A 26,929-nucleotide genomic window follows, 5' to 3' on the forward strand; every position below is an offset into this window, starting at 1 on the left:
CGCTCTCAACGAGTACTAACTGATCCGGTATGCAGATCGGCCCAGATATGACCGTTGGCATAGGTCAGGAACTGGCAATACACCGTGTCGTTGCGCAACAGGTCCATCACCACCCGATACTGGGTCAGCGGGTAATACAGGTTCAGGGTCTTGCTCGCTTCGTCAAACACCGGTTTTTTCAGGCTCTTGCTCTCGCCATCAAAACTGACCAGCACCTGGCTGACCGTCGCCCCCTTGCTCAGCGGCTTGCCCTTGAGGCGCACCAGCAGCGACGAAGTCACCGGGATCGGCTGCTGGTTGGACTGGCGCTGGCTACCGACCACCACCGCGTACTCGGTGACCTGCAACAGTTGCTGCTGCTCGGGTTCTTCGCTACGCAGGGACAGGTCATCCGGCGGCAGATATTGCCCGTGCAGCGGCGTGTTCGGCGCGGCATCGACGGCCAGCGGCAGCCCGGCGAACATCAACAGCGTCGCGGCACGGCGAATCGAAAGGGTCATGGCAGGCTCCAGGGCGCTTGGCAGGGCACTCTAGCACAGAGCCGTGCGGCGTTTGCTCGACACAAAAACTGTGCTCCAAAGCCCGCGCCCAGCGTCTAGCAGCTTGTAGTCCCGTAACCCGCGGGAAGTGACTGCGAGCCCGAGCATGCAAGCGCTGTTGAACGAAATCCTCGATGAAGTGCGCCCCCTGATCGGCCAGGGCAAAGTGGCCAATTACATCCCGGCACTGGCCGATGTACCCGGCAATCAGCTGGGCGTCGCCGTGTACGGCAACGACGGCGAGTTGTATTACGCCGGCGATGCGCAGACGCCCTTCTCGATCCAGAGTATTTCCAAGGTGTTCAGCCTGGTCCAGGCGATCAACCATTCCGGCGAGACGATCTGGGAGCGCCTGGGCCATGAACCCTCGGGCCAGCCGTTCAACTCGCTGGTGCAACTGGAGTTCGAACGCGGACGACCGCGCAACCCGTTCATCAACGCCGGTGCCCTGGTGATCTGTGACATCAACCAGTCGCGTTTTGCCGCGCCCTCCCTGTCGATGCGCGACTTCGTGCGGCGGCTGTCCGGCAACCAGCAGGTGATGGTCGACGGCAAGGTCGCCGAGTCGGAATACCAGCATCGTGCGCGCAACGCCGCCATGGCCTACCTGATGCAGTCGTTCGGCAACTTTCACAACGACGTGGAAGCCGTGCTGCGCAGCTACTTCAGTCATTGTGCACTGCGCATGAACTGCATCGACCTGGCCCGGGCTTTCTGTTTCCTGGCCAACGACGGTTTCTGCAAACACAGTGGCGAGCAGATCCTGACGCCGCGCCAGACCCAGCAGGTCAACTCGATCATGGCCACCAGCGGGTTGTACGACGAGGCCGGCAACTTTGCCTATCGGGTCGGCCTGCCCGGCAAGAGCGGCGTGGGTGGGGGGATTGTCGCGGTGGTACCAGGGCGCTTCACTATTTGCGTGTGGTCGCCGGAACTCAACGCGGCCGGCAACTCGCTGGTCGGCATGGCGGCGCTGGAACTGCTGAGCCAGCGGATCGGCTGGTCGGTGTTCTGATCCAGGGCCGTGCGCGATGCACGGCCCTGGCTTGGGCAGTTGTTACTGGGCGCCCTGCTTGTCGATCAGGGCGGCCAGTGCCTCGTATTCCTGCGCGGTCAGGTCGGTCAGGGGGGTACGCACCGGGCCGGCATCGTAGCCGGCAATCCTGGCACCGGCCTTGACGATGCTCACGGCATAGCCGGCCTTACGGTTACGGATGTCCAGGTATGGCAGGAAGAAGTCGTCGATGATCTTGCCAACGGTGGCGTGATCGTCGCGGGCAATGGCGTGGTAGAAGTCCATCGCGGTTTTCGGGATGAAGTTGAACACCGCCGACGAGTACACCGGCACGCCCAGGGCCTTGTAGGCCGCGGCGTAGACTTCAGCGGTCGGCAGACCGCCCAGGTAGCTGAAACGATCGCCCAGGCGGCGACGGATCGAGACCATCAGTTCGATGTCACCCAGGCCGTCCTTGTAACCGATCAGGTTCGGGCAGCGCTCGGCGAGTTTTTCCAGCAGGTCGGCGTTCAGGCGGCAGACGTTGCGGTTGTACACCACCACACCGATCTTCACCGATTTGCACACGGCCTCGACGTGGGCGGCAACGCCGTCCTGGCTGGCTTCGGTCAGGTAGTGTGGCAGCAGCAGCAGGCCTTTGGCGCCCAGGCGCTCGGCTTCCTGAGCGTATTCGATGGCCTGGCGGGTCGAGCCGCCGACGCCGGCGAGAATCGGTACGCTGCCCGAGCAGGTGTCTACAGCGGTTTTCACTACTTCAGAGTATTCGCTGGCCGCCAGAGAGAAGAACTCACCTGTGCCGCCGGCGGCGAACAGCGCCGTCGCGCCGTAGGGTGCCAGCCACTCCAGGCGCTTGATGTAACCAGCGCGATGGAAGTCGCCCTGGGCATTGAAATCGGTAACCGGGAAAGACAGCAGTCCGGAGGAGAGGATGGACTTCAGTTCTTGTGGATTCATTATTCGAACACCCTGGAAGTAGATTGTGATGAAAGCGACAGGGCAGCACTTGCCGAAGTCGTACGTTATCGTACAACTTAAATTGTAAAGGTCAACAGCTATCGATCAATAGATCTCACAGGCCATTTCCGTCCTTGACGTAGGAGATATCCCATCTATGCTCACGAAAACTGTACATCTATACAGTTAACACGAGCAAAACGATGACATATCAAGGAGCTAGAAATGTCAGACATTGAACACACGCAGCAACGAAACCTGCTGCACCAGGGCAAACTCATTGCCGAACTGGATAACCTTTTCAGCGAACAGGGCATTCCCCTGCCCGGCGATGGCAGTACCGTCGTACTGCTTGCCGAAGGGCATCACACCTCAAGGTATCAGCGCCCGGAACAACTGCCGAATGAACCCGCCGCCCAGCTCAAGGGTTCGCCCCAGGCTCGCTTCGAAGGTGGCGAACACACCGCCATCGGCGACGGCACATTGCTGCGCTTCGCCGCAGACGCACCTCCCATTCCCGCATGGCAGGTGGAACTGCACCTCGCCAACGGACTGGCCCTGACCTACGGCCAGGTCATCGCCCTCGGCGGCGACTTCTACGGCATCCCGGGTCGGCCGATCGCCGATGGCAGCAACCCACAGGAGCGCCAGACGCGCTTTCGCGCGGCATTCGACTCCCTGGCGGTGCTGCCTGCGTCCCGCGAGGAAGCGCAGAACATCCTGCAAGTGATGAAGACCGAGATCAATGCCACCCACCAGGCGATCCGCGATGGTCGCCAACCCCACGAAGCCTACGACGAATTAGGCGATACCCTGTCAGGCGAGTGGAACAGGATCACCGGCGGCGGCAGCGTTGCCTCGCCTCTCTTCCCCCTTGGCCGCTACCTGAAACTGGCTGCCAGCAACTGGGACCACTTCGGCGAATGGGCCCTGCTCGCCTACAAGGCAGGGCATGCCGTGGCGTTGCAACAAGCCGTGGTAGCCCATCAGAGCGGCCGTGACCAGGACTTGGAGCTGGCCTACGCGATGAACGCCTTTGCCGACCACTTCCTCACCGACCTGTTCTCCGCCGGCCACTTGCGCGTCCCCCGCACGCAACTGGCCGACAGCGTCACCCCCAGCGATGTCGGCTCGCTGATTTCGCGGTTCATGCACGACGAGGACAGCCAATACGGCTTGAAGGTCAGCAACGCCCGCGGCGAGCGCTGGAACTGCTATGGCGACAAACGTTATTTCGACAGCCTCGACGACAGCAACCGACGCCAGGTCAAGCAGGCGGTGCAGCAGTCGGCCGACGAGGTGTTCGCAACCTGCCTCAGTGGTACCGTGGTGCCTGTGGACAGTTATGCCGCCCTGGCTTCGGTGCCGGACCTGGCGAAGGTGGAAGACAGCCAGGATCGCCTGAACTTTGCCCCGCTATTCGCCCTCAAGGGCAAGACCGTGCTGCGGCGCAAGGACGTCAACGACCTCAATGACCGCAGCCAGAGCGACAGTTGGTGGGGCTGGAGTACCTATCTGCTGCTCAAGGACTACCAGCCGAACAAGCCCGCCGGTTATCTGAACCCGCCCGACACGGCCCCGACGATCCAGGCCGATGGCTGGCAGAGCCGCACCGCCAGCGAACCCAACTGGCTACCCGGGCACGCCGTGCGCTACGCCTTCAGTTACAGCAAGGGGCTGGACGAATCCTATATCGGTCCCTGGACGGCCTACACCGAACTGACCGACCGCTTCCAGCCAACCCTGAACGTACCGGCCAATACCCCCTCCGCTGCGACCGGGCGCAATGTGTTCCGCCAGTTCCGCGGTGGCTCGCCCGAGCTGATCGGCACCCTGGACAACCAGGCAATAACCTTTATCGACAACCATCAATGACAGGGAGATCAGCGATGACCTTTACCGCAAGGCTCGAACTGGCGTCCGGCCAGTCACTCAAGGATATGCCGCTGGAACTGCTGGCCGATGGCGTGGCAGTCGCCCGGGCGAAGGCGGATGAAACCGGGGAAGTGGTGTTCGACGTGGCGGCAAAAGCCGCGCAGTGGGCGATACGCGTGGACCGTACGATCCTGGAGGCGTAAGCGGTCGGTTGAACCGAGTTATCGCTGTTCGCGGCGGCCCGGCGAACAGTGACAACACACCTCAGACCTTCTGCGCCTCGGCCTCTTCGTGCGCCTGGCGCAACCGCTCGCGGCTATTGGTCAGGTGCAGGCGCATCGCCGCCCGTGCCGCATCGGAGTCCTGGCGGGCGATGGCTTCGTAGATTTCCTCATGCTCGCGGCCCAGCCGACTCATGTAGTGCTGCTGGTCGTCGTGGGCCAGGCGCGCGGAATTCAGGCGGGTACGCGGAATGATGCTGGTACCCAGGTGAGTCATGATGTCGGTGAAATAGCGGTTGCCGGTCGACAGGGCGATCTGCAGGTGAAACTGGAAATCCGAGGCCACCGCATCGCTGGCATGCGCCACGCTGTCACTCAGCGCATCCAGTGCCGCACGCATCGCCGCCAACTGCTCGGGCGAACGCCGTTGCGCGGCCAGACCCGCCGATTCGACCTCAAGGCTGATCCGCAACTCGAGGATCGCCAGAACGTCGCGCAGGGTCACCACCGTGGCTGGGTCGATACGGAAACCACTCGGGCTCGGCGTATCGAGCACGAAAGTACCGATCCCATGGCGGGTTTCCACTTGCCCAGCCGCCTGCAGGCGGGAAATCGCCTCGCGCACCACCGTGCGGCTGACCCCATGGGTGTCCATGATGGCCGACTCGGTGGGCAGCTTGTCGCCGCGCTTGAGCTGACCGTCACGGATCTGCTCGGTCAAGACGGTGACCAACTCCTGGGCAAGACTGCGGCGCTTACGAGGTGCGCGGAGCGCGGCGCTCTGGTTTTCCATATCGAACATCTATCTCGGCTGAACGGCTGAGCTTCATCATAGCTCAACCAGGTTGTACGATCACCGTCTGGCTATGCGCCGACGGGCTGCTGGGTGACCAAATGTCCCTGTTCGATACGCAAATGCCGCGGATGGAACTTGTTCAGGCTGCTGCGATGCCCAACGCTGACAATACTCAGGCCGGGGATCTGGTCGATCAATGCCTGGTACAGCGCCGCCTCATCCTCTTCATCCATGGCTGCCGTGGCCTCATCGAGAAACAGCCATTGCGGGGCATACAGCAGCGCCCGGGCAAACGCGAGTCGTTGCTGCTCACCCGGTGACAACATGCGCTGCCAATGATTGCTCTCATCGAGGCGGTCGGCCAGATGCGGCAGGCGGCAGGTCTGCAGGACCTCCAGGTAACGCTCATCCGAATAGGCATCGCCAGGCTGTGGATAACTCATCACCTCCCGTAGGCTACCGATCGGCAGGTAAGGTTTCTGCGGCAGGAACAGCGAGCGCGCGGCTGGCAGCCGGATGCTGCCGGCACCCCGTGGCCAGAGCTTGCCCATGGCTCGCAGCAAGGTGCTCTTGCCGCTACCGGAACGCCCGCTGAGCATCAGCCGCTCACCGGCTGCCACGCTCATGCTCGCTCCGGTCAGCAGGTGTCGGCCATCCGCCAGATCCAGATTCAGGTTGCTCACCTGCAAGGTATCGCCCTGGTTCTGTACATCGATGGCCGCAGCTCGCTCTTCGTTGTCGAGCATCGCCTGGCGGAAGCTCAGCAGACGGTCGCAGGTAGCCTTCCACACCGCGATGTTCGAGTAGGCATCGATGAACCAGCTGAAGTTCTCCTGCACATTGCCGAAGGCCGAGTTGATCTGCATCAGTTCGCCCAACTGGATCTTGCCGGCAAAGTAGCGTGGCGCGGCAACCATGAAGGGGAAGATGATCGCAATCTGGGCATAACCGGCGGTGAAGAAGGTCAGGCGTTTGGTAACGCGCATCAACGCCCAGTAGTTGGACCAGACCTTGCCGAAACGACTGCTCAGGCGCCGGTTCTCGTTCGGTTCGCCATCATACAGGCCGATGCTTTCGGCATTCTCGCGAACCCGGACCAGGGAGAAACGCATGTCGGCTTCGAAGCGCTGTTGCTGGTTGTTCAGCGGAATCAGGCTGCTGCCGATCACCCGGGTCAGCCAACTGCCGATGGCTGCGTAGAGGAACGCACACCAGAACATGTAGCCGGGGATGTTGATACCAAAGACTTCGACACTCCCCGAGACGCCCCAGAGGATGATCGAGAACGACACCAGGCTGACCACCGTGCGAAACAGCCCGAGGCTCAGGGTCAGGGTATCACTGGTGAAACTGTTGAGGTCCTCGCTCAACCGCTGGTCCGGGTTGTCGGTGTGCCCGCCGGCCTCCATCTGGTAGTAATTCTTGTGCCCGAGCCAACGCTTGAAGTGCTGTTCGGTCAGCCAGCGGCGCCAGCTGATGGTCAGCATCTGCGTCAGGTAAAGCCGATACACCGCCCCCAGTATCGCGACGGCGGCAATCGCGCCGAAATACAGGATCAGGTGCCAGAAGGCCCCACTGTTCTTTTCCTGCAGCGCGTTATAGAAATCCTTGTACCAACTGTTGAGCCAGACCGAAATGCCGACGCTGAACAGCGACAGTACCACCACGCTGATCAGCAGCAACCAGGCCTTGCCCTTCTCTTCACTGCGCCAGTAAGGCGATGCCAGTTGCCAGACCCTACGAAAAAAGTGCCCTTTTACTGCATCGTTGACCGCGGAATATTCTGCGTTCTTAGTCATTCTAAGGCTCGGTTGGCGTAAGAAATTTCACCAACCGATCATAAATGATTCGCCTGGACTGGCGTGCAGATAGAACGGACTCCGTTCAGCGCCGGTTCAGCGCCGCACCGGCCGTTTCTGCAATTTGCGCTGCAAGGTCCGCCGATGCATGCCCAGAGCACGGGCCGTCGCGGAAATATTGCCCTCGTGCTCGGTCAGCACCCGCTGGATGTGTTCCCACTGCAGGCGATCGACCGACATCGGGTTTTCCGGCACCAGGGTGTCGAGGTCGGCATGTTCGGAAAGCAGCGCCGCCAGCACGTCGTCGGCATCCGCCGGTTTGCACAGGTAGTTGCAGGCACCGCGCTTGATCGCCTCAACGGCGGTGGCGATGCTGGAATAGCCGGTCAGGATCAGCACGCGCATCTCCGGGTCCAGCTCCAGCAACTTGGGCAACAGCACCAGGCCGGAGTCGCCGTCCATCTTCAGGTCCAGCGCGGCGTAGTCCGGCAGGTCCTGCTGGGCCAGAATCAGCCCCTCTTCGGCGGAACCGGCAATGCTGACGCGGAAACCGCGGCGGCTCATGGCCCGCGCCATCACGCGGGTAAAGGTGGCATCGTCATCCACCAGCAACAGGTGGGGCAGCTCCTCGCCTTCGACCTGGATCTCGTCACTCATGCTTCGTCTCCTTGGGCAACACGGGGCAGGCGCAGCTCGGTGAGCGTGCCACCTTCCTCATGACTGTAGAGTTTTACCGAGCCGCCAGCGCGTGTCACGCTGGCCTTGCTCAAGAACAGGCCAAGGCCGAAACCTTTGCCCTTGGTGGTAAAGAACGGTTTGCCGATCTGTTCGGCGATGGCCAGCGGGACACCAGCACCGTGGTCACGGATACTGATGGTGAAATTCTCTTCGTCCCAGTCAAGCCGCACTTCCAGGCCCTCGGGGCATGCATCGGCGGCATTGTTCAACAGATTGAGCAGGGCCTGGGTCAGATCCGCCGGCGGCGCCAGACGCGGCACTTCGCCCTGCCCCAGACGCTGGAAGCGATAGCTGGCTTCGGGCCGCATCAGGTGCCAGCGGTTCAAGGCCTCGTCGAGCCAGACGGTGACATCCTGCATCTCGACCGCCATCCGCCGGTTGGCCTCGGCGGCACGCACCAGTTGCTGCAGCGACTCCTTGCACAGTTTGACCTGGTCCTGCAGCACACTGAGGTCGTCCTGCAGCAGCGGGTCCGGATGGTCCTGGCGCATCTCCTTGAGCAGCACACTCATGGTCGCCAGTGGCGTGCCCAACTCATGGGCGGCGCCGGCAGCCTGGGTCGCCACGGCCAGCAGTTGCTGGTCGCGCAGACCTTCTTCACGGCGCAGCGCGCGCAGCTCTTCCTGGCGGCGCAATTCCTCGGCCATTTTCGCGGCAAAGAACGTGATCACCGCAGCCGCCAGGGCAAAGCTCAGCCACATGCCGTAGATCTGCAGTTTTTCCCGCGAGATCGGCAACGTCTCCAATGGATAGAACTGCACCAGCATCAGGGTGTACAGCGCCAGCGCCACGCCGGAGAGCACCACCGAATAACGCCAGGGCAAGGTCACCGCAGCAATCGTCAGTGGTACCAGGTAATAGGACACGAAGGGATTGGTCGAACCGCCCGAGAAATACAGCAGCGCACTGTGGATAAACAGGTCGCAGGCCAACTGCACGGCATATTCGAGTTCGGTGACCGGCCAGGTGGTGCGCAGACGCACCAGGGTGAAGGCGCAGAGCACCGCCGAACAGATCAGCGTGGTCCACAGTTGCAGCCAGGGCAGCGGCAGCAGTTCAAAGCCATAGGCAATGCCTACCGAACCGGCCTGGGCAGCCAGCACCAGGATACGGATGAACGTCAGGCGCCAGAGGTTCTGGCGAGTCGCGGACAACAGTTGAAAGGGGGCGAGCATGAGCTCTCCTGATGAGCGCTCCAGGCGGATCGCCACGAGTATACCCAAGCCTGGCCGCCGACAGGCGAAACTGCGGCAAACCGCCACAGCTTCTGACATATGTATAGAAGTTGTAATGGGGTGAACCCGACTCGGGAAGCCAGAGTCTGATAGGTTAACGCGATACCGCCCGACGGTGATCGCGTCCGTATCTCAAGGAGCTTTTATGCAACGGTTGACTCGCAGCGCCACCCTGCTCGCCCTCAGCACCGCCACCCTGGCCAGCCTGCCGGCACTGGCTGCCGATGAGCTTCACTACAACCAGATTTCCCTGCGGGCCGAAGCCAACCGGGAAGTCGCTCGCGACCTGATGATCGTCACCCTGTACACCGAGGCACAGAATGCCGACCCGGCCAAGCTCGCCGCGCAGATCACCACCAGCATGAACAAGGCCCTCGACGAGGCCCGCGAAGTGAAGGCCGTGACCTTGCGCCAGGGCAGCCGCAACAGCTACCCGATCTACGACAGCAAGTCCCAGCGGATCACCGGCTGGCAGGAGCGTGCCGAACTGCGTTTGGAAAGCTCGGATTTCGCCGCCCTGTCCAAGCTGACCGGCGACCTGATGCAGACGCTGAAAATGGACAGCATGAACTTCGCCATTTCCACCGCGGCCCGCAAGACCAACGAAGACGCCCTCCTCAAGGACGCCGTGGACGCTTTCAAGGCACGTGCCCAGATCGCCACCGAAGCCCTCGGCGGCAAGAGCTACAAGATCGTCAATCTGAACCTCACCAGCGGCGGTTATCCACAGCCCTACGCCCGTGCCCCCATGATGATGAAGGCGGCCGAGATGGATTCGGCGCCCACACCGCAAATCGAGGCCGGCACCAGCGAAGTCAAGATGAGCGCCGACGGTGTGATCGAAGTCCTGCAATAAACCGCTTCCCGCCCTGGGAGAAAGCCCCCACAAGTGCTTTCTAAGCAGCCCGAAACGGCGGTAACCTCGGTGACCGCCGTTTTTTTTCGCTCGATGACTGCACTGCCAGGGGACTCCATGGAAAGAACCGTATTCAAACCGCTGCTGCTGGCCGCCGGCCTGCTGGCGTGCGCACCATTGGCCCAGGCTGCCAGCACTCTGGTCTACTGCTCGGAGGCCAGCCCGGCCGGCTTCGATCCCAGCCAGTACACCAGCGGCACCGACTTCGATGCATCGGCCGAAACCGTGTTCAACCGCCTGACCCAGTTCAAGCGCGGGGGCACCGAAGTCGAACCCGGCCTGGCCACAAGCTGGGAGGTTTCACCGGATGGCCTGACCTACACCTTTCACCTGCGCCCGGGCGTGAAGTTCCATACCACCGACTATTTCACCCCGAGCCGCGACTTCAACGCCGACGACGTGCTGTTCACCTTCAATCGTCTGCTCGACAAGAACATGCCGTTCCGCAAGGCCTATCCTTCCGAGTCGCCGTACTTCACCGACATGGGCCTGGACAGCACGATCAGGAATGTCGAAAAGCTCGATGACCACACCGTGCGCTTCAACCTGAACAATGTCGACGCCGCCTTCGTGCAAAACCTGGCCATGAGCTTCGCCTCCATCCAGTCCGCCGAGTACGCCGACAAGCTGCTCAAGGAAGGCAAGGCCGAAGAACTCAACCAGAAGCCGGTGGGCACCGGACCGTTCGTGTTCAAGCGCTACCAGAAGGATGCGCAGATCCGCTACAGCGCCAACAAGGCGTACTGGAAGCCCGAGGACGTCAAGCTCGACAACCTGGTCTTCGCCATCACCCCGGATGCCGCCGCGCGCCTGCAGAAACTCAAGGCCGGTGAATGCCAGGTCAGCGGCTACCCGCGCCCGGCCGACATCGAGGTGATGAAACAGGACCCGAACCTGCGGGTGCTCCAACAGGCCGGCTTCAACCTGGGCTTTCTGGCCTACAACGTGACCCACAAGCCGCTGGACCAGCTCAAGGTCCGCCAGGCGCTGGACATGGCGATCGACAAGCCGGCGATCATCAAGGCGGTGTACCAGGGCGCCGGGCAACTGGCACAGAACGCCCTGCCACCGGCGCAGTGGTCATTCGATCCGACGATCAAGGATGCACCCTACGATCCGACCAAGGCCAAGGCGCTGCTCAAGGAAGCAGGCGTCGCCCCGGGCACCAGCATCGACCTGTGGGCGATGACCGTACAGCGCGCCTCGAACCCGAATGCGCGGATGTCGGCACAGATGATCCAGCAGGACTGGGCCAAGGTCGGGATCAAGGCCAATATCGTCAGCTACGAATGGGGCGAGTACATCAAGCGCGCCAAGAACGGCGAACATGACGTCATGATCTATGGCTGGACCGGCGACAACGGTGACCCGGACAACTGGCTGAACGTACTGTTCGGTTGCGATGCCATCAACGGCAACAACTTCTCGAAGTACTGCACGCCGAAATACGACAGCCTGATGAAAGAAGCCAAGTCGACCTCCGACCAGGCCAAACGCACCGAGCTGTACAAGCAGGCCCAGCACATTCTCAAGGATGACGTCCCGTATACACCTATCGCGCACTCGACGGTGTATCAGCCCATGAGCGCTACCGTGAAGGACTTCAAGATCAGCCCGTTCGGCTTGAACTCGTTCTACGGCGTCAGCGTCAGCAAATAAGGTCCCGCGCAGGCGATGTCACCGACGTCGCCTGCGTGCTACCCGCCAGAATTGCAGGAATTGCCCTCTCCCTGATCGTCCGACTTAGGAAAGACGAGTCAGAAGCGCAGTTTTTTTCCTACAACTCTCTCAGGCTCTACGCATTTACGAAGATGACTTGGCGCCATAACGTCGAGACATCACCGACAAATGCTCACGAGCGGCACGGCTGAATTCGACTGATCGGGTTGGTGATGTTTCCATGTAGCAGCACATGGCAATTGTTCACCAACGACAATAAAAATGGAGTGGGACCGTCATGCGCCACACCTTCGTTTTATCCGCTTTTATCGGCACCGCCCTGCTGGCGGGTGCTTCTTCAGTCCAGGCTGCCGGCAGCCTGGTGTTCTGCTCCGAGGGCAGCCCGGCCGGGTTCGACACCGCGCAGTACACCGCCGCTACCGACAACGACGCCGCCGAGCCGATCTACAACCGGCTGGTGGAATTCGTCCGGGGCGAGACCACCGTCGCACCGGCGCTGGCCAAAAGCTGGGATATCTCGCCGGATGGCCTGGTCTACACCTTCCACTTGCGCGAAGGGGTAAAGTTCCACACCACCAAATACTTCACGCCACATCGTGATTTCAATGCCGATGACGTGCTGTTCACCTTCAACCGCATGCTCGATCCCGAGCATCCGTTCCGCAAGGCCTACCCCACCGAGTTCCCCTACTTCAACGGGATGAGCCTGAACCAGAATATCGCCAAGGTCGAAAAGACCGGGCCGCTGACCGTGGTCATGACCCTCAACAGCGTCGACGCCGCGTTCATCCAGAATATCGCCATGAGCTTCGCCGCGATCCTCTCCGCCGAGTACGCCGAGCAGTTGCTCAAGGCTGGCAATCCAAGCGACATCAACCAGCATCCCATCGGCACCGGACCCTACGTGTTCCAGCGCTATCAGAAAGATACGCAGATCCGCTACGCCGCCAACAAGCACTATTGGGATCCGAGTCAGGTCAAACTCGACCAGTTGATTTTCGCGATCAACACCGACGCTTCGGTGCGTGTGCAAAAGCTCAAGCGCAATGAATGCCAGGTGACGTTGCACCCACGCCCAGCCGACGTCGCAGCGCTCAAGAACGATCCCAAGCTGCAGGTGATCGAGAAGCCCGGCTTCAATCTTGGCTACATCGCCTACAACGTCCGTCACAAGCCATTCGACCAGCTCGAGGTACGCCAGGCGCTGGACATGGCGGTGAACAAGCCGAGCATCCTCAATGCGGTCTACCAGGGTGCGGGGCAGTTGGCCGTCAACGCCATGCCGCCGACCCAGTGGTCCTATGACGAGACCATCAAGGACGTCCCCTACAACCCACAAAAGGCCAGGGAACTGCTCAAGGCCGCCGGCGTCAAGGAAGGCACGGAAATCACCCTGTGGGCCATGCCCGTCCAGCGTCCGTACAACCCCAACGCCAAACTGATGGCCGAGATGCTCCAGGCCGACTGGGCAAAAATCGGCCTCAAGGTGAAGATCGTCAGCTACGAATGGGGCGAGTACATCAAGCGCACCAAGAACGGCGAACACGATATCAGTCTGATCGGCTGGACCGGCGACAACGGCGACCCGGACAACTGGCTCGGCACCCTCTACAGCTGTGACGCGATTGGCGGCAACAACTACTCCATGTGGTGTGACCCGCAATACGACAAGCTGATCAAGCAAGCCAAGATCGTCACCGATCGTGACCAGCGCACCGTGCTCTACAAACAGGCCCAGCAATTGCTCAAGCAGCAGGTGCCCATCACCCCGATCGCCCACTCGACGGTCAACCAGCCGTTGAGCACCAAGGTCCATGACTTCAAGGTCAGTCCCTTTGGTCGCAACGCCTTCTCGGGCGTCAGTATAGAACCCTAAAAACCGTGATCCCGGCGTTGGGGGCGAATTTCGCTCCCACGCAATTTTTCGGCCGAAATTCGGCGAACCAGTGGCAAGCAAACGTTTGCGATAACAAAAAGAGTTCACCACCCATAACCGGCATACCCAAAAAAGCCGGTATTCAAAAAAGAAAGAAAGGAGCTTGACCTTGAAACTCTCTCAGAAAGCGTTATTAGCCTTAGCAATCAGTAGTGTCAGCCTGACGGCCCATGCGGAATCCCAGAGCCAGGAATTCATTCCGACCGGCCTCAATACCAGCAATGCCCAGAGTGAAGCCAAAGGCTTCATCGATGGTCAAAGCCTGGGCGGGACTACCCGTAACTGGTACGCCAACGAACTGAAACGCCGTGATGACCGCTTCTCCTACAAAAAGGACGGCACGACCCCGACCCCAACCCCGCGTCGGATCAACTGGACCCAGGGCACCATCCTCAACTACACCTCGGGTTTCACCCAGGGCACCGTGGGCGTCAGCACCGAAGTGGCCGCCTACAACGCCATCGCCCTGGACCGTGACCGCAAGGACATGGCCGGCGGCTCCAACCGTACCCTGACCCACAGCGACGGCGATGCCGTCGGCCAGTGGAGCAAACTGGGCCTGGCCAACGTCAAATTCCGCGTCTCGAACACCACCCTGACCGCCGGCCGCCAGAACTTCAGCACCCCGATCGTCGACACCATCGGCAACCGTGCGCTGCCTTCCAGCTTCGAAGGCGTGAGCCTGCACAGCGAAGAACTGAACAACCTGTCCTTCGATGCCGCCACCTTTGATCGCGTATCGCCACGGACCGAGCAGAGCCTGTCGAAATTCCGCAGCGAATACGGCAATGGTCAGGAAACCGACCACGTCAATACCGCCGGTCTGAACTACCAGCCGTTCAAAAGCCTGAAAACCAGCCTGTACGCGGCCAAGGTCGAAGACTTCTGGAACCAGTACTACTTCGGCGCCACCCACGAACTGGGCGACAGCTCGATCCTGGGTCTGACCACCGGCTTGAACTACTACAAGACCGTCGACACCGGCAAAAAGAAAATGGGCGAGATCGACAACGACACCTACTCCCTGTCGCTCGGCCTGACCCACCAGGCCCACAGCCTGACCTTCTCCTACCAGCAGGTGAACGGTGACGAGTACTTCGACTACCTGCATGAAACCAACGGCATCTACCTGGCCAACTCCCTGCTGTCGGACTTCAACGGCCCGAACGAGAAATCCTTCCAGATCGCCTATGGCATCAACATGGCCGAATACGGTGTGCCGGGCCTGAAGTTCAATATCTACAGCTCCCGTGGCTGGGGTATCGACGGTACCCACTACACCGGTACCGCCTACGGCACCGCTGGCGAACGCCGCAGTGACCTGCGTCTGATGGACGGCGAGAAACACCAGGAATACGGCATCGGCGCATCCTATGCGGTACAGAGCGGCCCGCTGAAAGCCACCGCCATCCGTGCTACCTACACCACTCACCGTGCATCGGAAAACCAGGCTGACGGCAACATCAACGAGTTCCGTCTGGTCACCACCGTCCCATTCAAGATTCTCTGATTGCAGTAACTGACGCTGTCAGGGCCGGCTCGACGAATCGGCCCTGACGACTACTCTGGCTCCATTGATTACGGAGGGTTCCTATGAAAATGCTTCCCCTGCGAGCGGCCGTCGCAGCCTGCTTGTTGACCGCAGCCATCGGCGTTTCGGCCAAACCCTTGGTGGTCTGCACCGAAGCCAGCCCTGAAGGTTTCGATCCGGTCCTGTACACCACTGCCGTCACTTCCGACGCAGCGGCCGAAACCCTGTTCAACCGTCTGGTGGACTTCAAGCCAGGCACCGCCGAGATCCAGCCGGCTCTGGCCGAAAGCTGGGAAATCAGCGCCGACGGCCTGCAGTACACGTTCCACCTGCGCAAGGGCGTCAAGTTCCACACCACCGATTACTTCAAGCCGACCCGCGAACTCAATGCCGATGACGTGCTCTGGAGCTTCCAGCGCCAGCTGGACCCGAATCATCCATGGCACAAGCAGTCCCCGGTGGGCTTCCCGTACTTCGAGAGCATGGACTTCCAGAACCTGCTGAAGAACGTCGAGAAACTCGACGACATGACCGTGCGGTTCACCCTGTCCCGACCCGAGGCACCGTTCCTGCTCGACCTGGGCATGGCCTTCACCTCGATCCATTCCGCCGAATACGCCAACCAGTTGCTCAAGGCCGGCAAACTGGACGACCTGAATGCCAAGCCGATCGGCACCGGACCGTTCGTCTTCCAGCGCTATTCAAAGGACGCCCAGGTACGCTACAAGGCCAACCCGGACTATTTCCGCGGCAAGCCACCGGCCGAAGTCCTGGTCTTCGCCATCACGCCGGATAACAACACCCGCCTGCAGAAGCTCAAGGCCAACGAATGCCAGGTGGCGCTCTATCCGAAACCGGACGACGTACCGAGCATCCAGGCCGATCCGAAGCTCCAGGTGGTCAGCATGGCGGCCATGGCCACCGGCTATACCGCCATCAACACCGAGCACAAGTACCTGAGCGACGTGCGCGTGCGCCGAGCCATCGAGCTGGCCCTGGACAAGCGTACCTATGTCGACACCCTGTATGGCAAAGGCAATGCCATTGCTGCGGTCAACCCGTATCCGCCGACCCTGCTGGGCTACAACGACAAGCTGAAGAACCCGCCACTGGACCTGGACAAGGCCCGTGCCCTGCTCAAGGAAGCCGGTGTGCCTGAAGGCACGGTGTTCACCCTGTACACCCGCAACGGCGGCGGCCCGACCAACCCGAACCCGCAACTGGGTGCTCAACTGATCCAGTCGGACCTGGCCAAGATCGGCATCAAGATCGATATTCGGGTCATGGAATGGGCCGAAATGCTCAAGCGCGCGAAAAAAGGCGAACATGACCTGGTGTCCGCTGGCTGGAGTGGCGACAACGGTGACCCGGACAACTTCCTCAGCCCGTTGCTGAGTTGCGAAGCCGCCAAAAACGGCGAAAACTACAGCCGCTGGTGCAACCCGCAATTCCAGAAGCTGATCGACCAGGCCCGTACCAAGACGGAACCTGCCGAACGCGCCGCGCTCTACGAGAAAGCTCTGGAAATCCTGCACGACCAGGTTCTCTGGGTCGCCCAGGCGCATCCGAAGATGTTTACCGCCATGCGCAACAATGTTGAGGGTTATCACATTAACCCGCTGTCCACCAATAACTTCGCCACGACTCAGGTGAAGTAGAAAAATACGCTGGCAGCGGCCCGCACCCCGGGCCGCGACCGGTACGCCTAACCGGCTGATGAGGTACACCACAAGATGTTTAGTTTTATTGCCCGCCGACTGGGGTTGCTGATCCCCACGTTCTTCGGCATCACACTGTTGACCTTCGCGTTGATTCGCATGATCCCTGGCGACCCCGTGGAAGTCATGATGGGCGAGCGCCGGGTCGATCCGGAAATGCATGCCCAGGCGATGGAACGCCTCGGCCTGAACAAGCCGCTTTACGCGCAATACATCGATTACGTGGGCAAGCTCGCCCATGGTGATCTCGGTGAGTCCCTGCGCACGCGAACCAGCGTATGGACCGAATTCACCGCCCTCTTCCCGGCGACCCTGGAACTGTCCATGGCCGCCCTGCTGTTCGCCGGCGTCTTCGGCCTGCTGGCCGGAGTGATCGCCGCGCTCAAGCGCGGATCACTGTTCGACCACGGCGTCATGGGCATCTCCCTCGCGGGGTACTCGATGCCGATCTTCTGGTGGGGCCTGATCCTGATCATGTTCTTCTCCGTCAGCCTGGGTTGGACCCCGGTCTCCGGACGAATCGACCTGCTCTACGATATCGAGCCGAAAACCGGCTTCATGCTGATCGATACCCTGCTCAGCGACCAGCCGGACGCTTTCTGGGATGCCCTGCACCACATGATCCTGCCGTCCATCGTGCTGGGCACCATTCCGCTGGCGGTCATCGCCCGGATGACCCGCTCGTCGATGCTCGAAGTGCTGCGTGAAGACTACATCCGCACCGCCCGCGCCAAGGGCATGTCGCCAGCGCGCGTGGTATTCGTCCACGGCCTGCGCAATGCGCTGATCCCGGTCCTGACCGTGATGGGCCTGCAAGTCGGCACACTGCTGGCCGGTGCGGTCCTGACCGAAACCATTTTCTCCTGGCCCGGTATCGGCAAATGGCTGATCGAAGCCATCGGTGCCCGGGACTATCCGGTGGTGCAGAACGGCATCCTGTTGATTGCCTGCATCGTGATCCTGGTCAACTTCGTAGTGGACATTCTCTACGGCTTTGCCAACCCACGTATCCGTCACCAGCGCTGAGAGCCTATTCATGAGTACTCCAATCTCCTCAGCAGTCGACCAGAGCCTGCTGTACCCATCGCCCTACAAAGAGTTCTGGCAAGCTTTCGCCAAGAACAAGGGCGCCGTTGCCGGCCTGCTGTTCATGTCGCTGGTGATCTTCTGCGCAATCTTCGCTCCCTGGGTCTCGCCGCATGACCCGAGCGAACAGTTCCGCGACTTCCTGCTCACTCCGCCGTCCTGGCTCGAAGGCGGCCAGACGCAGTTCCTGCTGGGCACCGACGAGTTGGGCCGCGACCTGCTGTCGCGACTGATCCAGGGCTCGCGCCTGTCGCTGCTGATCGGTCTGTCCTCGGTGGTGATGTCGCTGATCCCCGGTATCCTGATGGGCCTGCTGGCCGGCTTCTTCCCGCGCGTCCTCGGGCCGACCATCATGCGCCTGATGGATATCATGCTCGCCCTGCCTTCGCTGCTGCTGGCCGTGGCGATCGTCGCCATCCTCGGCCCTGGCCTGATCAACACCGTGATCGCCATCGCCATCGTTTCGCTGCCGTCCTACGTGCGCCTGACCCGCGCCGCAGTGATGGGCGAACTGAACCGCGACTACGTGACCGCCGCGCGCCTGGCCGGTGCCGGCCTGCCGCGACTGATGTTCATCACCGTGCTGCCCAACTGCATGGCACCGCTGATCGTCCAGGCGACCCTGAGTTTCTCCTCGGCCATCCTCGATGCCGCCGCCCTCGGCTTCCTCGGTCTCGGCGTGCAGCCGCCAACCCCGGAGTGGGGCACCATGCTGGCTTCGGCCCGCGACTACATCGAACGCGCCTGGTGGGTGGTGAGTCTGCCCGGCCTGACCATTTTGCTCAGCGTGCTGGCAATCAACCTGATGGGCGACGGCCTGCGCGATGCGCTGGACCCGAAACTCAAGAATGCCGCCTGAGGAGATTCCCATGTCACTGCTAGAAATCAAGAATCTCAATGTCCGCTTCGGCGACAAGAACGCCGTGCCCGTGGTCGATGGCCTCGACCTGAGCGTGAACAAGGGCGAAGTCCTGGCCATCGTCGGCGAGTCGGGTTCGGGTAAATCCGTGACCATGATGGCGCTGATGGGCCTGATCGATCACCCCGGCATCGTCACCGCCGACGCCCTGCGCTTCGACGGCAAGGACATGCTCAGCCTCAACGCCCGGCAGCGCCGGCAGATCGTCGGCAAGGACCTGGCGATGGTCTTCCAGGACCCCATGACCGCGCTGAACCCCAGCTACACCGTGGGTTTCCAGATCGAGGAAGTCCTGCGCCTGCACCTGAAAATGTCTGGCAAACAGGCGCGCAAACGGGCCATCGAGCTGCTGGAAAAAGTCGAGATCCCAGGCGCCGCGAGCCGCATGGATGCCTACCCGCACCAACTGTCCGGCGGCATGAGCCAGCGCGTGGCGATTGCCATGGCAATTGCTGGCGAGCCCAAGCTGCTGATCGCCGACGAACCGACCACCGCCCTGGACGTGACCATCCAGGCGCAGATCATGGACCTGCTGATCAACCTGCAACAGGAACAGGACATGGGCCTGGTGCTGATCACCCATGACCTCGCGGTCGTCGCGGAGACCGCCCAGCGGGTCTGCGTGATGTACGCCGGCCAAGCCGTGGAAGTCGGGCAGATCCCTGAGCTGTTCGACATCCCGGCGCACCCCTACAGCGAAGCGCTGCTCAAGGCGATCCCGGAGCACAGCCTGGGCGCCGAGCGCCTGTCGACCCTGCCGGGCATCGTCCCCGGTCGCTACGACCGGCCGCAGGGTTGCCTGCTGTCGCCACGTTGCCCCTACGTGCAGGAAAGCTGCCGCCAGCAGCGCCCGAGCCTGGACCCCAAAGCCCATAGTCTCGCGCGTTGTTTCTACCCGCTGAACCAGGAGGTGGCGTAATGGCCGTCGTTCTTACCGCCCGCGACCTCACCCGTCACTACGAAGTCTCCCGTGGCCTGTTCAAGGGTCATGCGACCGTGCGCGCCCTCAACGGTGTGTCCTTCGAACTGGAAGCCGGCAAGACCCTCGCCGTGGTCGGCGAGTCGGGCTGTGGCAAGTCCACCCTGGCCCGCGCCCTGACCCTGATCGAGGAGCCATCCTCCGGCTCGCTGAAAATCGCCGGCCAGGAAGTCGCCGGGGCCGACAAGGCCCAGCGCAAGCAACTGCGCAAAGACGTACAGATGGTGTTCCAGAGCCCGTACGCCTCGCTCAACCCACGGCAGAAGATCGGTGACCAGCTCGGCGAGCCGCTGTTGATCAACACCAAGTTGTCGGCTGACGAGCGCCGCGAGAAAGTGCAGGCGATGATGAAGCAGGTGGGCCTGCGCCCCGAGCATTATCAGCGCTACCCGCACATGTTCTCCGGCGGCCAGCGCCAGCGGATCGCCCTCGCCCGGGCGATGATGTTGCAACCCAAGGTGCTGGTAGCGGACGAACCGACCTCGGCACTCGACGTGTCGATCCAGGCCCAGGTGCTGAACCTGTTCATGGACCTGCAGCAGGAGTTCAACACGGCCTACGTGTTTATCTCCCACAACCTGGCGGTGGTGCGCCACGTGGCCGACCAGGTGCTGGTGATGTACCTCGGGCGCCCGGCGGAAATGGGCCCCAAGGAGGACATCTACGAGCGTCCGCTGCACCCTTACACCCAAGCGCTGTTGTCGGCGACTCCAGCGATTCACCCGGACCCGCTGAAGCCGAAGATCAAGATCGCCGGCGAACTGCCCAACCCGCTCAACCCGCCGAGCGGCTGCGCGTTCCACAAGCGTTGCCCGTACGCCACCGAGCGTTGCGCCAGCGAACTGCCGGAGCTGCGCCAGGTAGACACCCGCCAGGTCGCCTGCCACTACGCCGAGCAGTTCCTGTAAGGCAACAAAAAGCGCTCTCCTGAACCAGCGAGAGCGCTGAAACCGCTAGACCCCACCCCTTCTGCCAGGTTGCGCATCAACCGGGCAGCAGGGGCTTTTTCATGGCTCAAGTATCGCTGTCACCCTCATCACCGTCATCGGTATCTGGTTCGTCCGTGGTGGAGTCGTCATCGCCCTTGCTGCCGCCCTGGCCTTCGTCACCCGGCTCGGAGTCGGACTTGGCGAGCATCTGGCCATTACTCTGGGCGCTGTTCACACCCCAAAAGCCATGGGCCTGGGGCGGATTCGCGCTGGCCCAGGCGGCTGTCGTTCCGAGCGACAGCATCACCAGCACCTTGATCAGCAACACCATGCGTTGAAAGATTTTCATGGTTGCTCCTTCTTTCGGCAGGTAAATCGCGAACAACGGCGCACGTAAGCGGCGCCAACCTTGACTGAACCTAGCCCCGACAAAGCAACTTCGCCATGGTGGCCACATGAAACTTGGCGCGGTCTTTTAGAACGATTGCGACTAACCTTAAGAACGAGAAGCCACGACGCACAGTACAAAGCAGCCCACAGCTTTGGCTCAGGCCATAAACAAAAAACCCGCTGCCAGGCAGCGGGGTTCTCAGGGTTTCACATTCGCCTGGGGCGAATCAGTGATGCTCACGCGTCGCGCGGAATTTCACGTCCGGCCAGCGCTCTTCCATCAGCGCCAGGTTGACCCGGGTCGGAGCCAGGTAGGTCAGGTGACCACCGCCATCCACCGCCAGGTTTTCCACGGCCTTGTTGCTGAATTCCTCGAGCTTCTTCTTGTCGCTGCAATCGATCCAGCGCGCGGACCACACGGTGATCGGCTCGTAGGAGCACTCGACCTTGTATTCCTCCTTCAGGCGGCTGGCGACCACATCGAACTGCAGCACACCGACGGCGCCGAGAATGATGTCGTTGCTGCGCTCGGGGAAGAACACCTGGGTCGCGCCCTCTTCCGCCAACTGCTGCAGGCCCTGGCGCAATTGCTTGGACTTGAGCGGGTCGCGCAGGCGCACGCGGCGGAACAGTTCCGGGGCGAAGTGCGGAATACCGGTGAACCCCAGGGCCTCGCCTTCGGTGAAGGTGTCGCCGATCTGGATGGTGCCGTGGTTGTGCAGGCCGATGATGTCGCCAGCGTAGGCTTCTTCCAGTTGCTCACGCTCGGAGGAGAAGAACGTCAGCGCATCGCCGATCCGCACGTCCTTGCCAGTCCGCACGTGGCGCATCTTCATGCCCTTGTCGTACTTGCCGGAGCAGATCCGCATGAAGGCGATACGGTCGCGGTGCTTGGGGTCCATGTTCGCCTGGATCTTGAACACGAAACCGGTGAATTTCTCTTCCACCGGTGCCACCGAACGCTCGTTGGCCACGCGGGCCAGCGGCATCGGCGCCCAGTCGACCACCGCATCGAGCACATGGTCGACACCGAAGTTGCCCAGCGCGGTACCGAAGAATACCGGGGTCATGTGACCGCTGAGGAATTCCTCCTGGTTGAACTCGTGGCAGGCGCCCTGCACCAGTTCCAGTTGTTCGAGGAACCGATCGTACTCGTCGCCCAGGTGCTCGCGCGCCTCGTCCGAGTCGAGCTTCTCGATGATCTTCACCTCGGTGCGCTCATGGCCGTGACCCGGGGTGTAGACGATGATGTAGTCGCCCGCCAGGTGATACACACCCTTGAAGTCACGGTAGCAACCAATTGGCCAGGTGATCGGCGCGGCCTTGATCTTCAGGACCGCCTCGATTTCGTCGAGCAGTTCGATCGGGTCGCGGATATCGCGGTCGAGCTTGTTGATGAAGCTGACAATCGGCGTATCGCGCAGGCGGCAGACGTCCATCAGGGCAATGGTCCGTGGCTCTACACCCTTACCGCCGTCGAGCACCATCAGCGCCGAGTCCACGGCAGTCAGGGTCCGGTAGGTGTCTTCGGAGAAGTCTTCGTGACCGGGGGTATCGAGCAGGTTGATCATATGTTCGCGATAGGGGAACTGCATGACCGAGGTGGTAATGGAAATACCCCGCTGCTTCTCCATCTCCATCCAGTCGGAGGTGGCATGGCGGTCGGATTTACGCGATTTCACGGTACCGGCCACCGCAATCGCCTTGCCCATCAGCAAGAGCTTTTCGGTGATGGTGGTCTTACCCGCATCCGGGTGGGAAATAATGGCGAAGGTGCGGCGTTTCGCGACTTCGGCGGCCTGGTTGGTCATGGGAAATCGCCTGACAGGTGATTCAAAAAAGGGCGCAGATTATAGACCAGACTGCTGCCCAGCGGCCACCGCCCACCCGACCGACACCCCTCATCGCCACCCCAGCGAGATGGCCAACTGCTGCCAATTGCGGAACCTTTTAAAGGTCGCAGGCGTCCACTCCCCTGTCATGACCTTTCGTCAGGTGTAGAAAAATCAGTCAGTTAGCCTGACAAGGGCGGCGCTCATGGCTTTTCCCGTGCCGCTTATCGGCCAGGACAAAGCTGCTCTTCGCGAACATTTTTCCGGCAGCCAGGAATGGCAGTGCCCCATGGGGAAGTGTTCGCCGACCGAAAAAAAAGGAGTCCCTCTGTGGCTAATCGCTATGGCAAAGGGCTTATGGGAGGAGTGATCGTGATCGCCCTCCTCGCCCTGTTGATCCACTGGATCGGCATCAGCACGATCGAGCACTACCAGGCCGATCTGTGGTTCTACCTGCAAGCGCACCTCTTCCTGGTGCTCGCCTCGATGTTCGCCGCGCTGATCGTCGGCATTCCCGCCGGTATCCTGCTCAGCCGCCCGGCCATGGCCACGCGCGCCGAGCGCTTCATGCAGGTGTTCAATATCGGCAATACCGTGCCGCCCCTGGCCGTACTGGCCATTGCCCTGGGGATACTCGGCATCGGCGCCGGCCCGGCCATTTTCGCGCTGTTCCTCGCTTCGCTGCTGCCGATCGTGCGCAACACCTACGAAGGCCTGAAGAACGTCGAGGCCTCGCTCAAGGAAGCCGCCACCGGCATCGGCATGACGCCTCGCCAGGTGCTGTGGAAAGTCGAACTGCCCAACGCCGTACCGATCATCGTCGGTGGCGTGCGGATCGCCCTGGCGCTCAACGTCGGCACCGCGCCGCTGGCGTTCCTGATCGGTGCCAACAGCCTGGGCAGCCTGATCTTCCCCGGCATCGCCCTGAACAACCAGCCGCAGTTGATCCTCGGTGCCGCCTGCACCGCCCTGCTGGCCCTGCTGCTCGACGCCCTGGTGACCCTGGCCAGCCGCCTCTGGCTGGAACGCGGGCTGCGCCCGGCCTGAGCAAAGGAAACGACATGAAAAGACTCTGCATCCTCATCGCCAGTGCCCTGCTGTGCGCGGCAACCGCCCAGGCCGCCGACAAGCCGCTGATCCGTATCGGCGCCCGGGTGTTCACCGAGCAGACCCTGCTCGCCGAAATCACCTCGCAATACCTGCGCGGCAAGGGCTACGACACCCAGATAACCGGCGGCCTGGGCAGCAACCTGGCCCGTAGCGCCCAGGAAAGTGGCCAGTTGGACATGCTCTGGGAATACACCGGCGTCTCGCTGGTGGCCTACAACCATGTGACGGAAAAGCTCGACAGCGAACAGTCCTACGCCCGGGTCAAGGAACTCGACGCGAAAAAGGGCCTGGTCTGGCTCACCCCATCGAAGTTCAGTAATACCTATGCCCTGGCCCTGCCGCAGAAAGTGGCGCAGCAATATCCGCAGATCAACACGATCAGCCAACTGACCACGGTGCTCGCCGCCGAGGAGCAGGAACACCACCTGGTGGCTCTCGACACCGAGTTCGCCAATCGCTCGGACGGCCTCGACGGCATGGTCAAGCTCTACGGCATGAACCTCGACCGCCGCACCATCCGCCAGATGGACGCCGGGCTGGTTTACACCGCCCTGCGCAACAGCCAGGTGTTCGCCGGCCTGGTCTACACCACCGACGGCCGGCTGAACGCCTTCAAGCTCAAGCTGCTGGAAGACGACAAGCACTACTTCCCGGACTACACCGCAGCGCCGGTGGTGCGCAAAGTGTTCCTCGACGCTCACCCGCAGTTGGCCGCCGACCTCAAGCCGCTGGCCGAGCTGTTCGACGACGAAACCATGCGCCAGCTCAATGCCCGGGTCGACGTCGGTCACGAAAGCCCGGCTGCCGTGGCCGCCGACTTCCTGCACCAACACCCCATCCACTGAGGAGAAGACATGGACTTCATCAACGCCTTTTCCCACCTGGACTGGTCACAGGTCCTGCATCTGACCGGGCAACATATCGCCCTGGTCGGTATCGCCGTGACCCTGGCCATCGTCATCGGCGTGCCGCTGGGCGTGCTGATGACCCGCTTCCCGGCGCTGGCCGGGCCGCTGCAGGCCAGCGCCACCGTGCTGCTGACCATTCCATCGATCGCGCTGTTCGGCCTGCTGTTGCCGTTCTACTCGAAATTCGGCCAGGGCCTCGGCCCGCTGCCGGCAATCACCGCGGTGTTCCTCTATTCCCTGCTGCCGATCATGCGCAACACCTACCTGGCCCTGACCGGCGTCGAACCGGGCATCCGTGAAGCGGCCCGCGGCATCGGCATGACCTTCGGCCAACGTCTGCGCATGGTCGAACTGCCGATCGCGGTGCCAGTGATTCTCGCCGGCGTGCGTACCGCCGTGGTGATGAACATCGGCGTCATGACCATTGCCGCGACCATCGGCGCCGGTGGCCTGGGTGTACTCATTCTGGCCGCCATCAGCCGCAGTGACATGTCGATGCTGCTGGTCGGTGCCGTGCTGGTGAGTGTCCTGGCCATCGTCGCCGACCTGCTACTGCAACGCCTGCAACGCACGCTGACTCCAAAAGGACTCCTGAAATGATCGAACTTCAAGACCTGAGCAAAACCTTCCAAAGCAACGGCAAGGCAGTCAAGGCCGTCGACTCCGTGAGCCTGACCGTCAACGAGGGCGAGATCTGCGTATTTCTCGGCCCCTCCGGTTGCGGCAAAAGCACCACGCTGAAAATGATCAACCGGCTGATCGTGCCGACCTCGGGCAAGGTGCTGATCAATGGCGAGGACACCACCGAACTGGATGAAGTGACCTTGCGCCGCAACATCGGCTACGTGATCCAGCAGATCGGCCTGTTCCCGAACATGACCATCGAGGAAAACATCACCGTGGTCCCGCGCCTGCTCGGCTGGGACAAGCAGAAATGCCACGAACGGGCCCGCGAGCTGATGAGCATGATCAAGCTCGAACCCAGGCAGTACCTCAATCGTTACCCCCGGGAACTGTCCGGCGGCCAGCAACAGCGCATCGGCGTGATCCGTGCTCTGGCAGCGGAAGCGCCGCTGCTGCTGATGGACGAACCGTTTGGCGCGGTCGACCCGATCAACCGGGAAATGATCCAGAACGAATTCTTCGAGATGCAGCGGGCGCTGAACAAGACCGTGATCATGGTCAGCCACGACATCGACGAAGCCCTCAAGCTGGGCGACAAGATCGCCATCTTCCGCGGCGGCAAGCTGATCCAGATCGACCATCCGGACACCCTGCTGGCGCACCCGGCGGATGAGTTCGTCAGCAACTTCGTCGGCCAGGACAGCACCCTCAAACGTCTGCTGCTGGTCAAGGCCGAGGATGCGGCGGATAACGCGCCGTCGGTCAGCCCGCACACGCCGGTGGCCGAAGCGCTGGAGTTGATGGATGAGCACGACCGCCGCTACGTGGTGGTCACCGACACCGACAACAAGGCCCTGGGCTATGTGCGCCGTCGCGACCTGCATCGCCAGAGCGGCGATTGCGGGCAGTTCCTGCGTGAGTTCAATGCCACGGCCGCCTACGACGAACACCTGCGCATCCTGCTGTCGCGGATGTACGAGTTCAACCGTTCGTGGCTGCCGGTGATGGATGCCGAACGGGTGTTCCTCGGCGAGGTAACCCAGGAATCAATCGCCGCCTACCTCAGTTCCGGGCGTTCGCGGGGGGCCAAGACCAGCATCGTCTCGCCGGCTGAACTGGTCGAGGCATAAGACCATCGGTCGCTGAAGAGGAACATCAGATTGTCATCCGGGTCGGTTAAATAAATGGCTGATCCGGAT

Annotated in this window: 24 protein-coding genes; 16 read left to right on the plus strand and 8 right to left on the minus strand. The window is 61.7% G+C overall.

What is annotated here, in order from left to right; all coding sequences use genetic code 11:
* Positions 1-5: 5 nt before the first annotated feature.
* Positions 6-500 carry a hypothetical protein gene (locus tag BLU37_RS02655; RefSeq protein WP_019360586.1) on the minus strand — a complete coding sequence of 165 codons (495 nt, stop codon included), beginning with the start codon at positions 498-500 and terminating at the stop codon, positions 6-8.
* Positions 501-645: 145 nt separating this feature from the next.
* On the opposite strand from BLU37_RS02655, the gene glsB reads away from it, so the two are divergent.
* Complete coding sequence (gene glsB / locus BLU37_RS02660; protein ID WP_010452508.1) at positions 646-1,554, plus strand: glutaminase B; 909 nt, start codon at positions 646-648, stop codon at positions 1,552-1,554.
* Positions 1,555-1,596: 42 nt separating this feature from the next.
* On the opposite strand, the gene kdgD is transcribed toward glsB, so the two are convergent.
* Positions 1,597-2,508: a 5-dehydro-4-deoxyglucarate dehydratase gene (kdgD, locus tag BLU37_RS02665; protein WP_081354379.1), complete on the minus strand. Its 912-nt coding sequence runs from the start codon at positions 2,506-2,508 to the stop codon at positions 1,597-1,599.
* Positions 2,509-2,733: 225 nt separating this feature from the next.
* Between kdgD and BLU37_RS02670 the strand changes: the two genes are divergently transcribed.
* Together BLU37_RS02670 and BLU37_RS02675 are read left to right on the plus strand one after the other, a co-directional pair.
* On the plus strand, positions 2,734-4,383 hold the full coding sequence (locus BLU37_RS02670) for a phospholipase (RefSeq protein ID WP_090202161.1): 1,650 nt from the start codon (positions 2,734-2,736) through the stop codon (positions 4,381-4,383).
* 14 nt (positions 4,384-4,397) lie between these two features.
* Positions 4,398-4,586, plus strand: a complete 189-nt coding sequence (locus BLU37_RS02675) for a hypothetical protein (protein WP_090202162.1) — start codon at positions 4,398-4,400, stop codon at positions 4,584-4,586.
* 61 nt (positions 4,587-4,647) lie between these two features.
* Here the strand turns inward: BLU37_RS02675 and BLU37_RS02680 are convergent, their stop codons facing one another.
* The 4 genes from BLU37_RS02680 to BLU37_RS02695 all read right to left on the minus strand — a co-directional run bounded on the left by BLU37_RS02680 (position 4,648) and on the right by BLU37_RS02695 (position 9,112).
* The gene (locus BLU37_RS02680; protein ID WP_010452448.1) at positions 4,648-5,397 is read right to left on the minus strand and encodes a FadR/GntR family transcriptional regulator; all 750 of its coding nucleotides are present in this window, start codon (positions 5,395-5,397) and stop codon (positions 4,648-4,650) included.
* Positions 5,398-5,468: 71 nt separating this feature from the next.
* Positions 5,469-7,199 carry an ABC transporter ATP-binding protein/permease gene (locus BLU37_RS02685; RefSeq protein WP_090202163.1) on the minus strand — a complete coding sequence of 577 codons (1,731 nt, stop codon included), beginning with the start codon at positions 7,197-7,199 and terminating at the stop codon, positions 5,469-5,471.
* A gap of 96 nt (positions 7,200-7,295) precedes the next feature.
* A complete protein-coding gene (locus BLU37_RS02690) occupies positions 7,296-7,856 on the minus strand; it encodes a response regulator transcription factor (protein WP_010452445.1) in 561 nt (186 codons plus the stop codon).
* Entirely contained in the window at positions 7,853-9,112 is a 1,260-nt protein-coding gene (locus BLU37_RS02695; RefSeq protein ID WP_010452443.1) for an ATP-binding protein, read from the minus strand. The genes BLU37_RS02690 and BLU37_RS02695 overlap by 4 nt, the downstream gene beginning before the upstream one ends.
* A 205-nt stretch (positions 9,113-9,317) precedes the next feature.
* Between BLU37_RS02695 and BLU37_RS02700 the strand changes: the two genes are divergently transcribed.
* The 9 genes from BLU37_RS02700 to BLU37_RS02740 all read left to right on the plus strand — a co-directional run bounded on the left by BLU37_RS02700 (position 9,318) and on the right by BLU37_RS02740 (position 20,845).
* Complete coding sequence (locus tag BLU37_RS02700; RefSeq protein WP_029534080.1) at positions 9,318-10,028, plus strand: SIMPL domain-containing protein; 711 nt, start codon at positions 9,318-9,320, stop codon at positions 10,026-10,028.
* 117 nt (positions 10,029-10,145) lie between these two features.
* Positions 10,146-11,747: an ABC transporter substrate-binding protein gene (locus BLU37_RS02705; protein ID WP_090202164.1), complete on the plus strand. Its 1,602-nt coding sequence runs from the start codon at positions 10,146-10,148 to the stop codon at positions 11,745-11,747.
* Positions 11,748-12,045: 298 nt separating this feature from the next.
* Positions 12,046-13,644 (plus strand): ABC transporter substrate-binding protein, encoded by a 1,599-nt coding sequence (locus BLU37_RS02710; RefSeq protein WP_090202165.1) that lies wholly within the window; start codon positions 12,046-12,048, stop codon positions 13,642-13,644.
* Positions 13,645-13,813: 169 nt separating this feature from the next.
* Entirely contained in the window at positions 13,814-15,214 is a 1,401-nt protein-coding gene (locus tag BLU37_RS02715; protein WP_010451954.1) for an OprD family porin, read from the plus strand.
* Positions 15,215-15,297: 83 nt separating this feature from the next.
* Complete coding sequence (locus tag BLU37_RS02720) at positions 15,298-16,893, plus strand: ABC transporter substrate-binding protein (RefSeq protein ID WP_090202166.1); 1,596 nt, start codon at positions 15,298-15,300, stop codon at positions 16,891-16,893.
* A gap of 75 nt (positions 16,894-16,968) precedes the next feature.
* A complete protein-coding gene (locus tag BLU37_RS02725; protein WP_010451951.1) occupies positions 16,969-17,979 on the plus strand; it encodes an ABC transporter permease subunit in 1,011 nt (336 codons plus the stop codon).
* 10 nt (positions 17,980-17,989) lie between these two features.
* Positions 17,990-18,898: an ABC transporter permease subunit gene (locus tag BLU37_RS02730; RefSeq protein WP_090202167.1), complete on the plus strand. Its 909-nt coding sequence runs from the start codon at positions 17,990-17,992 to the stop codon at positions 18,896-18,898.
* 10 nt (positions 18,899-18,908) lie between these two features.
* Entirely contained in the window at positions 18,909-19,877 is a 969-nt protein-coding gene (locus BLU37_RS02735) for an ABC transporter ATP-binding protein (protein WP_090202168.1), read from the plus strand.
* Positions 19,877-20,845, plus strand: a complete 969-nt coding sequence (locus BLU37_RS02740) for a peptide ABC transporter ATP-binding protein (protein WP_010451945.1) — start codon at positions 19,877-19,879, stop codon at positions 20,843-20,845. The genes BLU37_RS02735 and BLU37_RS02740 overlap by 1 nt, the downstream gene beginning before the upstream one ends.
* Before the next feature lie 106 nt (positions 20,846-20,951).
* On the opposite strand, the gene BLU37_RS02745 is transcribed toward BLU37_RS02740, so the two are convergent.
* Together BLU37_RS02745 and BLU37_RS02750 are read right to left on the minus strand one after the other, a co-directional pair.
* Positions 20,952-21,215: a hypothetical protein gene (locus BLU37_RS02745; RefSeq protein ID WP_019362282.1), complete on the minus strand. Its 264-nt coding sequence runs from the start codon at positions 21,213-21,215 to the stop codon at positions 20,952-20,954.
* 268 nt (positions 21,216-21,483) lie between these two features.
* The gene (locus BLU37_RS02750) at positions 21,484-23,067 is read right to left on the minus strand and encodes a peptide chain release factor 3 (protein ID WP_010451939.1); all 1,584 of its coding nucleotides are present in this window, start codon (positions 23,065-23,067) and stop codon (positions 21,484-21,486) included.
* Positions 23,068-23,445: 378 nt separating this feature from the next.
* Here BLU37_RS02750 and BLU37_RS02755 point away from each other — a divergent pair, with 378 nt between their 5' ends.
* Genes BLU37_RS02755 through BLU37_RS02770 form a run of 4 tightly spaced genes read left to right on the plus strand, consistent with a single transcriptional unit; the run spans position 23,446 to position 26,860 of the window.
* The gene (locus BLU37_RS02755) at positions 23,446-24,135 is read left to right on the plus strand and encodes an ABC transporter permease (RefSeq protein ID WP_172833081.1); all 690 of its coding nucleotides are present in this window, start codon (positions 23,446-23,448) and stop codon (positions 24,133-24,135) included.
* A gap of 14 nt (positions 24,136-24,149) precedes the next feature.
* A complete protein-coding gene (locus BLU37_RS02760) occupies positions 24,150-25,043 on the plus strand; it encodes a glycine betaine ABC transporter substrate-binding protein (protein ID WP_090202169.1) in 894 nt (297 codons plus the stop codon).
* Between the two features lie 9 nt (positions 25,044-25,052).
* Positions 25,053-25,706: an ABC transporter permease gene (locus BLU37_RS02765; RefSeq protein ID WP_010451933.1), complete on the plus strand. Its 654-nt coding sequence runs from the start codon at positions 25,053-25,055 to the stop codon at positions 25,704-25,706.
* A complete protein-coding gene (locus BLU37_RS02770; protein ID WP_010451931.1) occupies positions 25,703-26,860 on the plus strand; it encodes an osmoprotectant ABC transporter ATP-binding protein OsmV in 1,158 nt (385 codons plus the stop codon). Before BLU37_RS02765 ends, BLU37_RS02770 begins: the two co-directional genes overlap by 4 nt.
* Positions 26,861-26,929: the final 69 nt, after the last annotated feature.

The sequence above is a fragment of the Pseudomonas asplenii genome, assembly GCF_900105475.1.
Taxonomy (GTDB): Bacteria; Pseudomonadota; Gammaproteobacteria; order Pseudomonadales; family Pseudomonadaceae; genus Aquipseudomonas; species Aquipseudomonas asplenii.

Coding starts and splice junctions, on each gene's coding strand:
- BLU37_RS02735 (WP_090202168.1), top strand. CDS start 18,909: ATGTCACTGCTAGAAATCAAGAATCTCAATGTCCGCTTCGGCGACAAG.
- BLU37_RS02705 (WP_090202164.1), top strand. CDS start 10,146: ATGGAAAGAACCGTATTCAAACCGCTGCTGCTGGCCGCCGGCCTGCTG.
- BLU37_RS02760 (WP_090202169.1), top strand. CDS start 24,150: ATGAAAAGACTCTGCATCCTCATCGCCAGTGCCCTGCTGTGCGCGGCA.
- BLU37_RS02725 (WP_010451951.1), top strand. CDS start 16,969: ATGTTTAGTTTTATTGCCCGCCGACTGGGGTTGCTGATCCCCACGTTC.
- BLU37_RS02750 (WP_010451939.1), bottom strand. CDS start 23,067: ATGACCAACCAGGCCGCCGAAGTCGCGAAACGCCGCACCTTCGCCATT.
- BLU37_RS02770 (WP_010451931.1), top strand. CDS start 25,703: ATGATCGAACTTCAAGACCTGAGCAAAACCTTCCAAAGCAACGGCAAG.
- BLU37_RS02755 (WP_172833081.1), top strand. CDS start 23,446: ATGGGAGGAGTGATCGTGATCGCCCTCCTCGCCCTGTTGATCCACTGG.
- BLU37_RS02745 (WP_019362282.1), bottom strand. CDS start 21,215: ATGAAAATCTTTCAACGCATGGTGTTGCTGATCAAGGTGCTGGTGATG.
- BLU37_RS02765 (WP_010451933.1), top strand. CDS start 25,053: ATGGACTTCATCAACGCCTTTTCCCACCTGGACTGGTCACAGGTCCTG.
- BLU37_RS02670 (WP_090202161.1), top strand. CDS start 2,734: ATGTCAGACATTGAACACACGCAGCAACGAAACCTGCTGCACCAGGGC.
- BLU37_RS02720 (WP_090202166.1), top strand. CDS start 15,298: ATGAAAATGCTTCCCCTGCGAGCGGCCGTCGCAGCCTGCTTGTTGACC.
- BLU37_RS02730 (WP_090202167.1), top strand. CDS start 17,990: ATGAGTACTCCAATCTCCTCAGCAGTCGACCAGAGCCTGCTGTACCCA.
- BLU37_RS02675 (WP_090202162.1), top strand. CDS start 4,398: ATGACCTTTACCGCAAGGCTCGAACTGGCGTCCGGCCAGTCACTCAAG.
- glsB (WP_010452508.1), top strand. CDS start 646: ATGCAAGCGCTGTTGAACGAAATCCTCGATGAAGTGCGCCCCCTGATC.
- BLU37_RS02695 (WP_010452443.1), bottom strand. CDS start 9,112: ATGCTCGCCCCCTTTCAACTGTTGTCCGCGACTCGCCAGAACCTCTGG.
- BLU37_RS02740 (WP_010451945.1), top strand. CDS start 19,877: ATGGCCGTCGTTCTTACCGCCCGCGACCTCACCCGTCACTACGAAGTC.
- BLU37_RS02700 (WP_029534080.1), top strand. CDS start 9,318: ATGCAACGGTTGACTCGCAGCGCCACCCTGCTCGCCCTCAGCACCGCC.
- kdgD (WP_081354379.1), bottom strand. CDS start 2,508: ATGAATCCACAAGAACTGAAGTCCATCCTCTCCTCCGGACTGCTGTCT.
- BLU37_RS02680 (WP_010452448.1), bottom strand. CDS start 5,397: ATGGAAAACCAGAGCGCCGCGCTCCGCGCACCTCGTAAGCGCCGCAGT.
- BLU37_RS02655 (WP_019360586.1), bottom strand. CDS start 500: ATGACCCTTTCGATTCGCCGTGCCGCGACGCTGTTGATGTTCGCCGGG.
- BLU37_RS02690 (WP_010452445.1), bottom strand. CDS start 7,856: ATGAGTGACGAGATCCAGGTCGAAGGCGAGGAGCTGCCCCACCTGTTG.
- BLU37_RS02710 (WP_090202165.1), top strand. CDS start 12,046: ATGCGCCACACCTTCGTTTTATCCGCTTTTATCGGCACCGCCCTGCTG.
- BLU37_RS02685 (WP_090202163.1), bottom strand. CDS start 7,199: ATGACTAAGAACGCAGAATATTCCGCGGTCAACGATGCAGTAAAAGGG.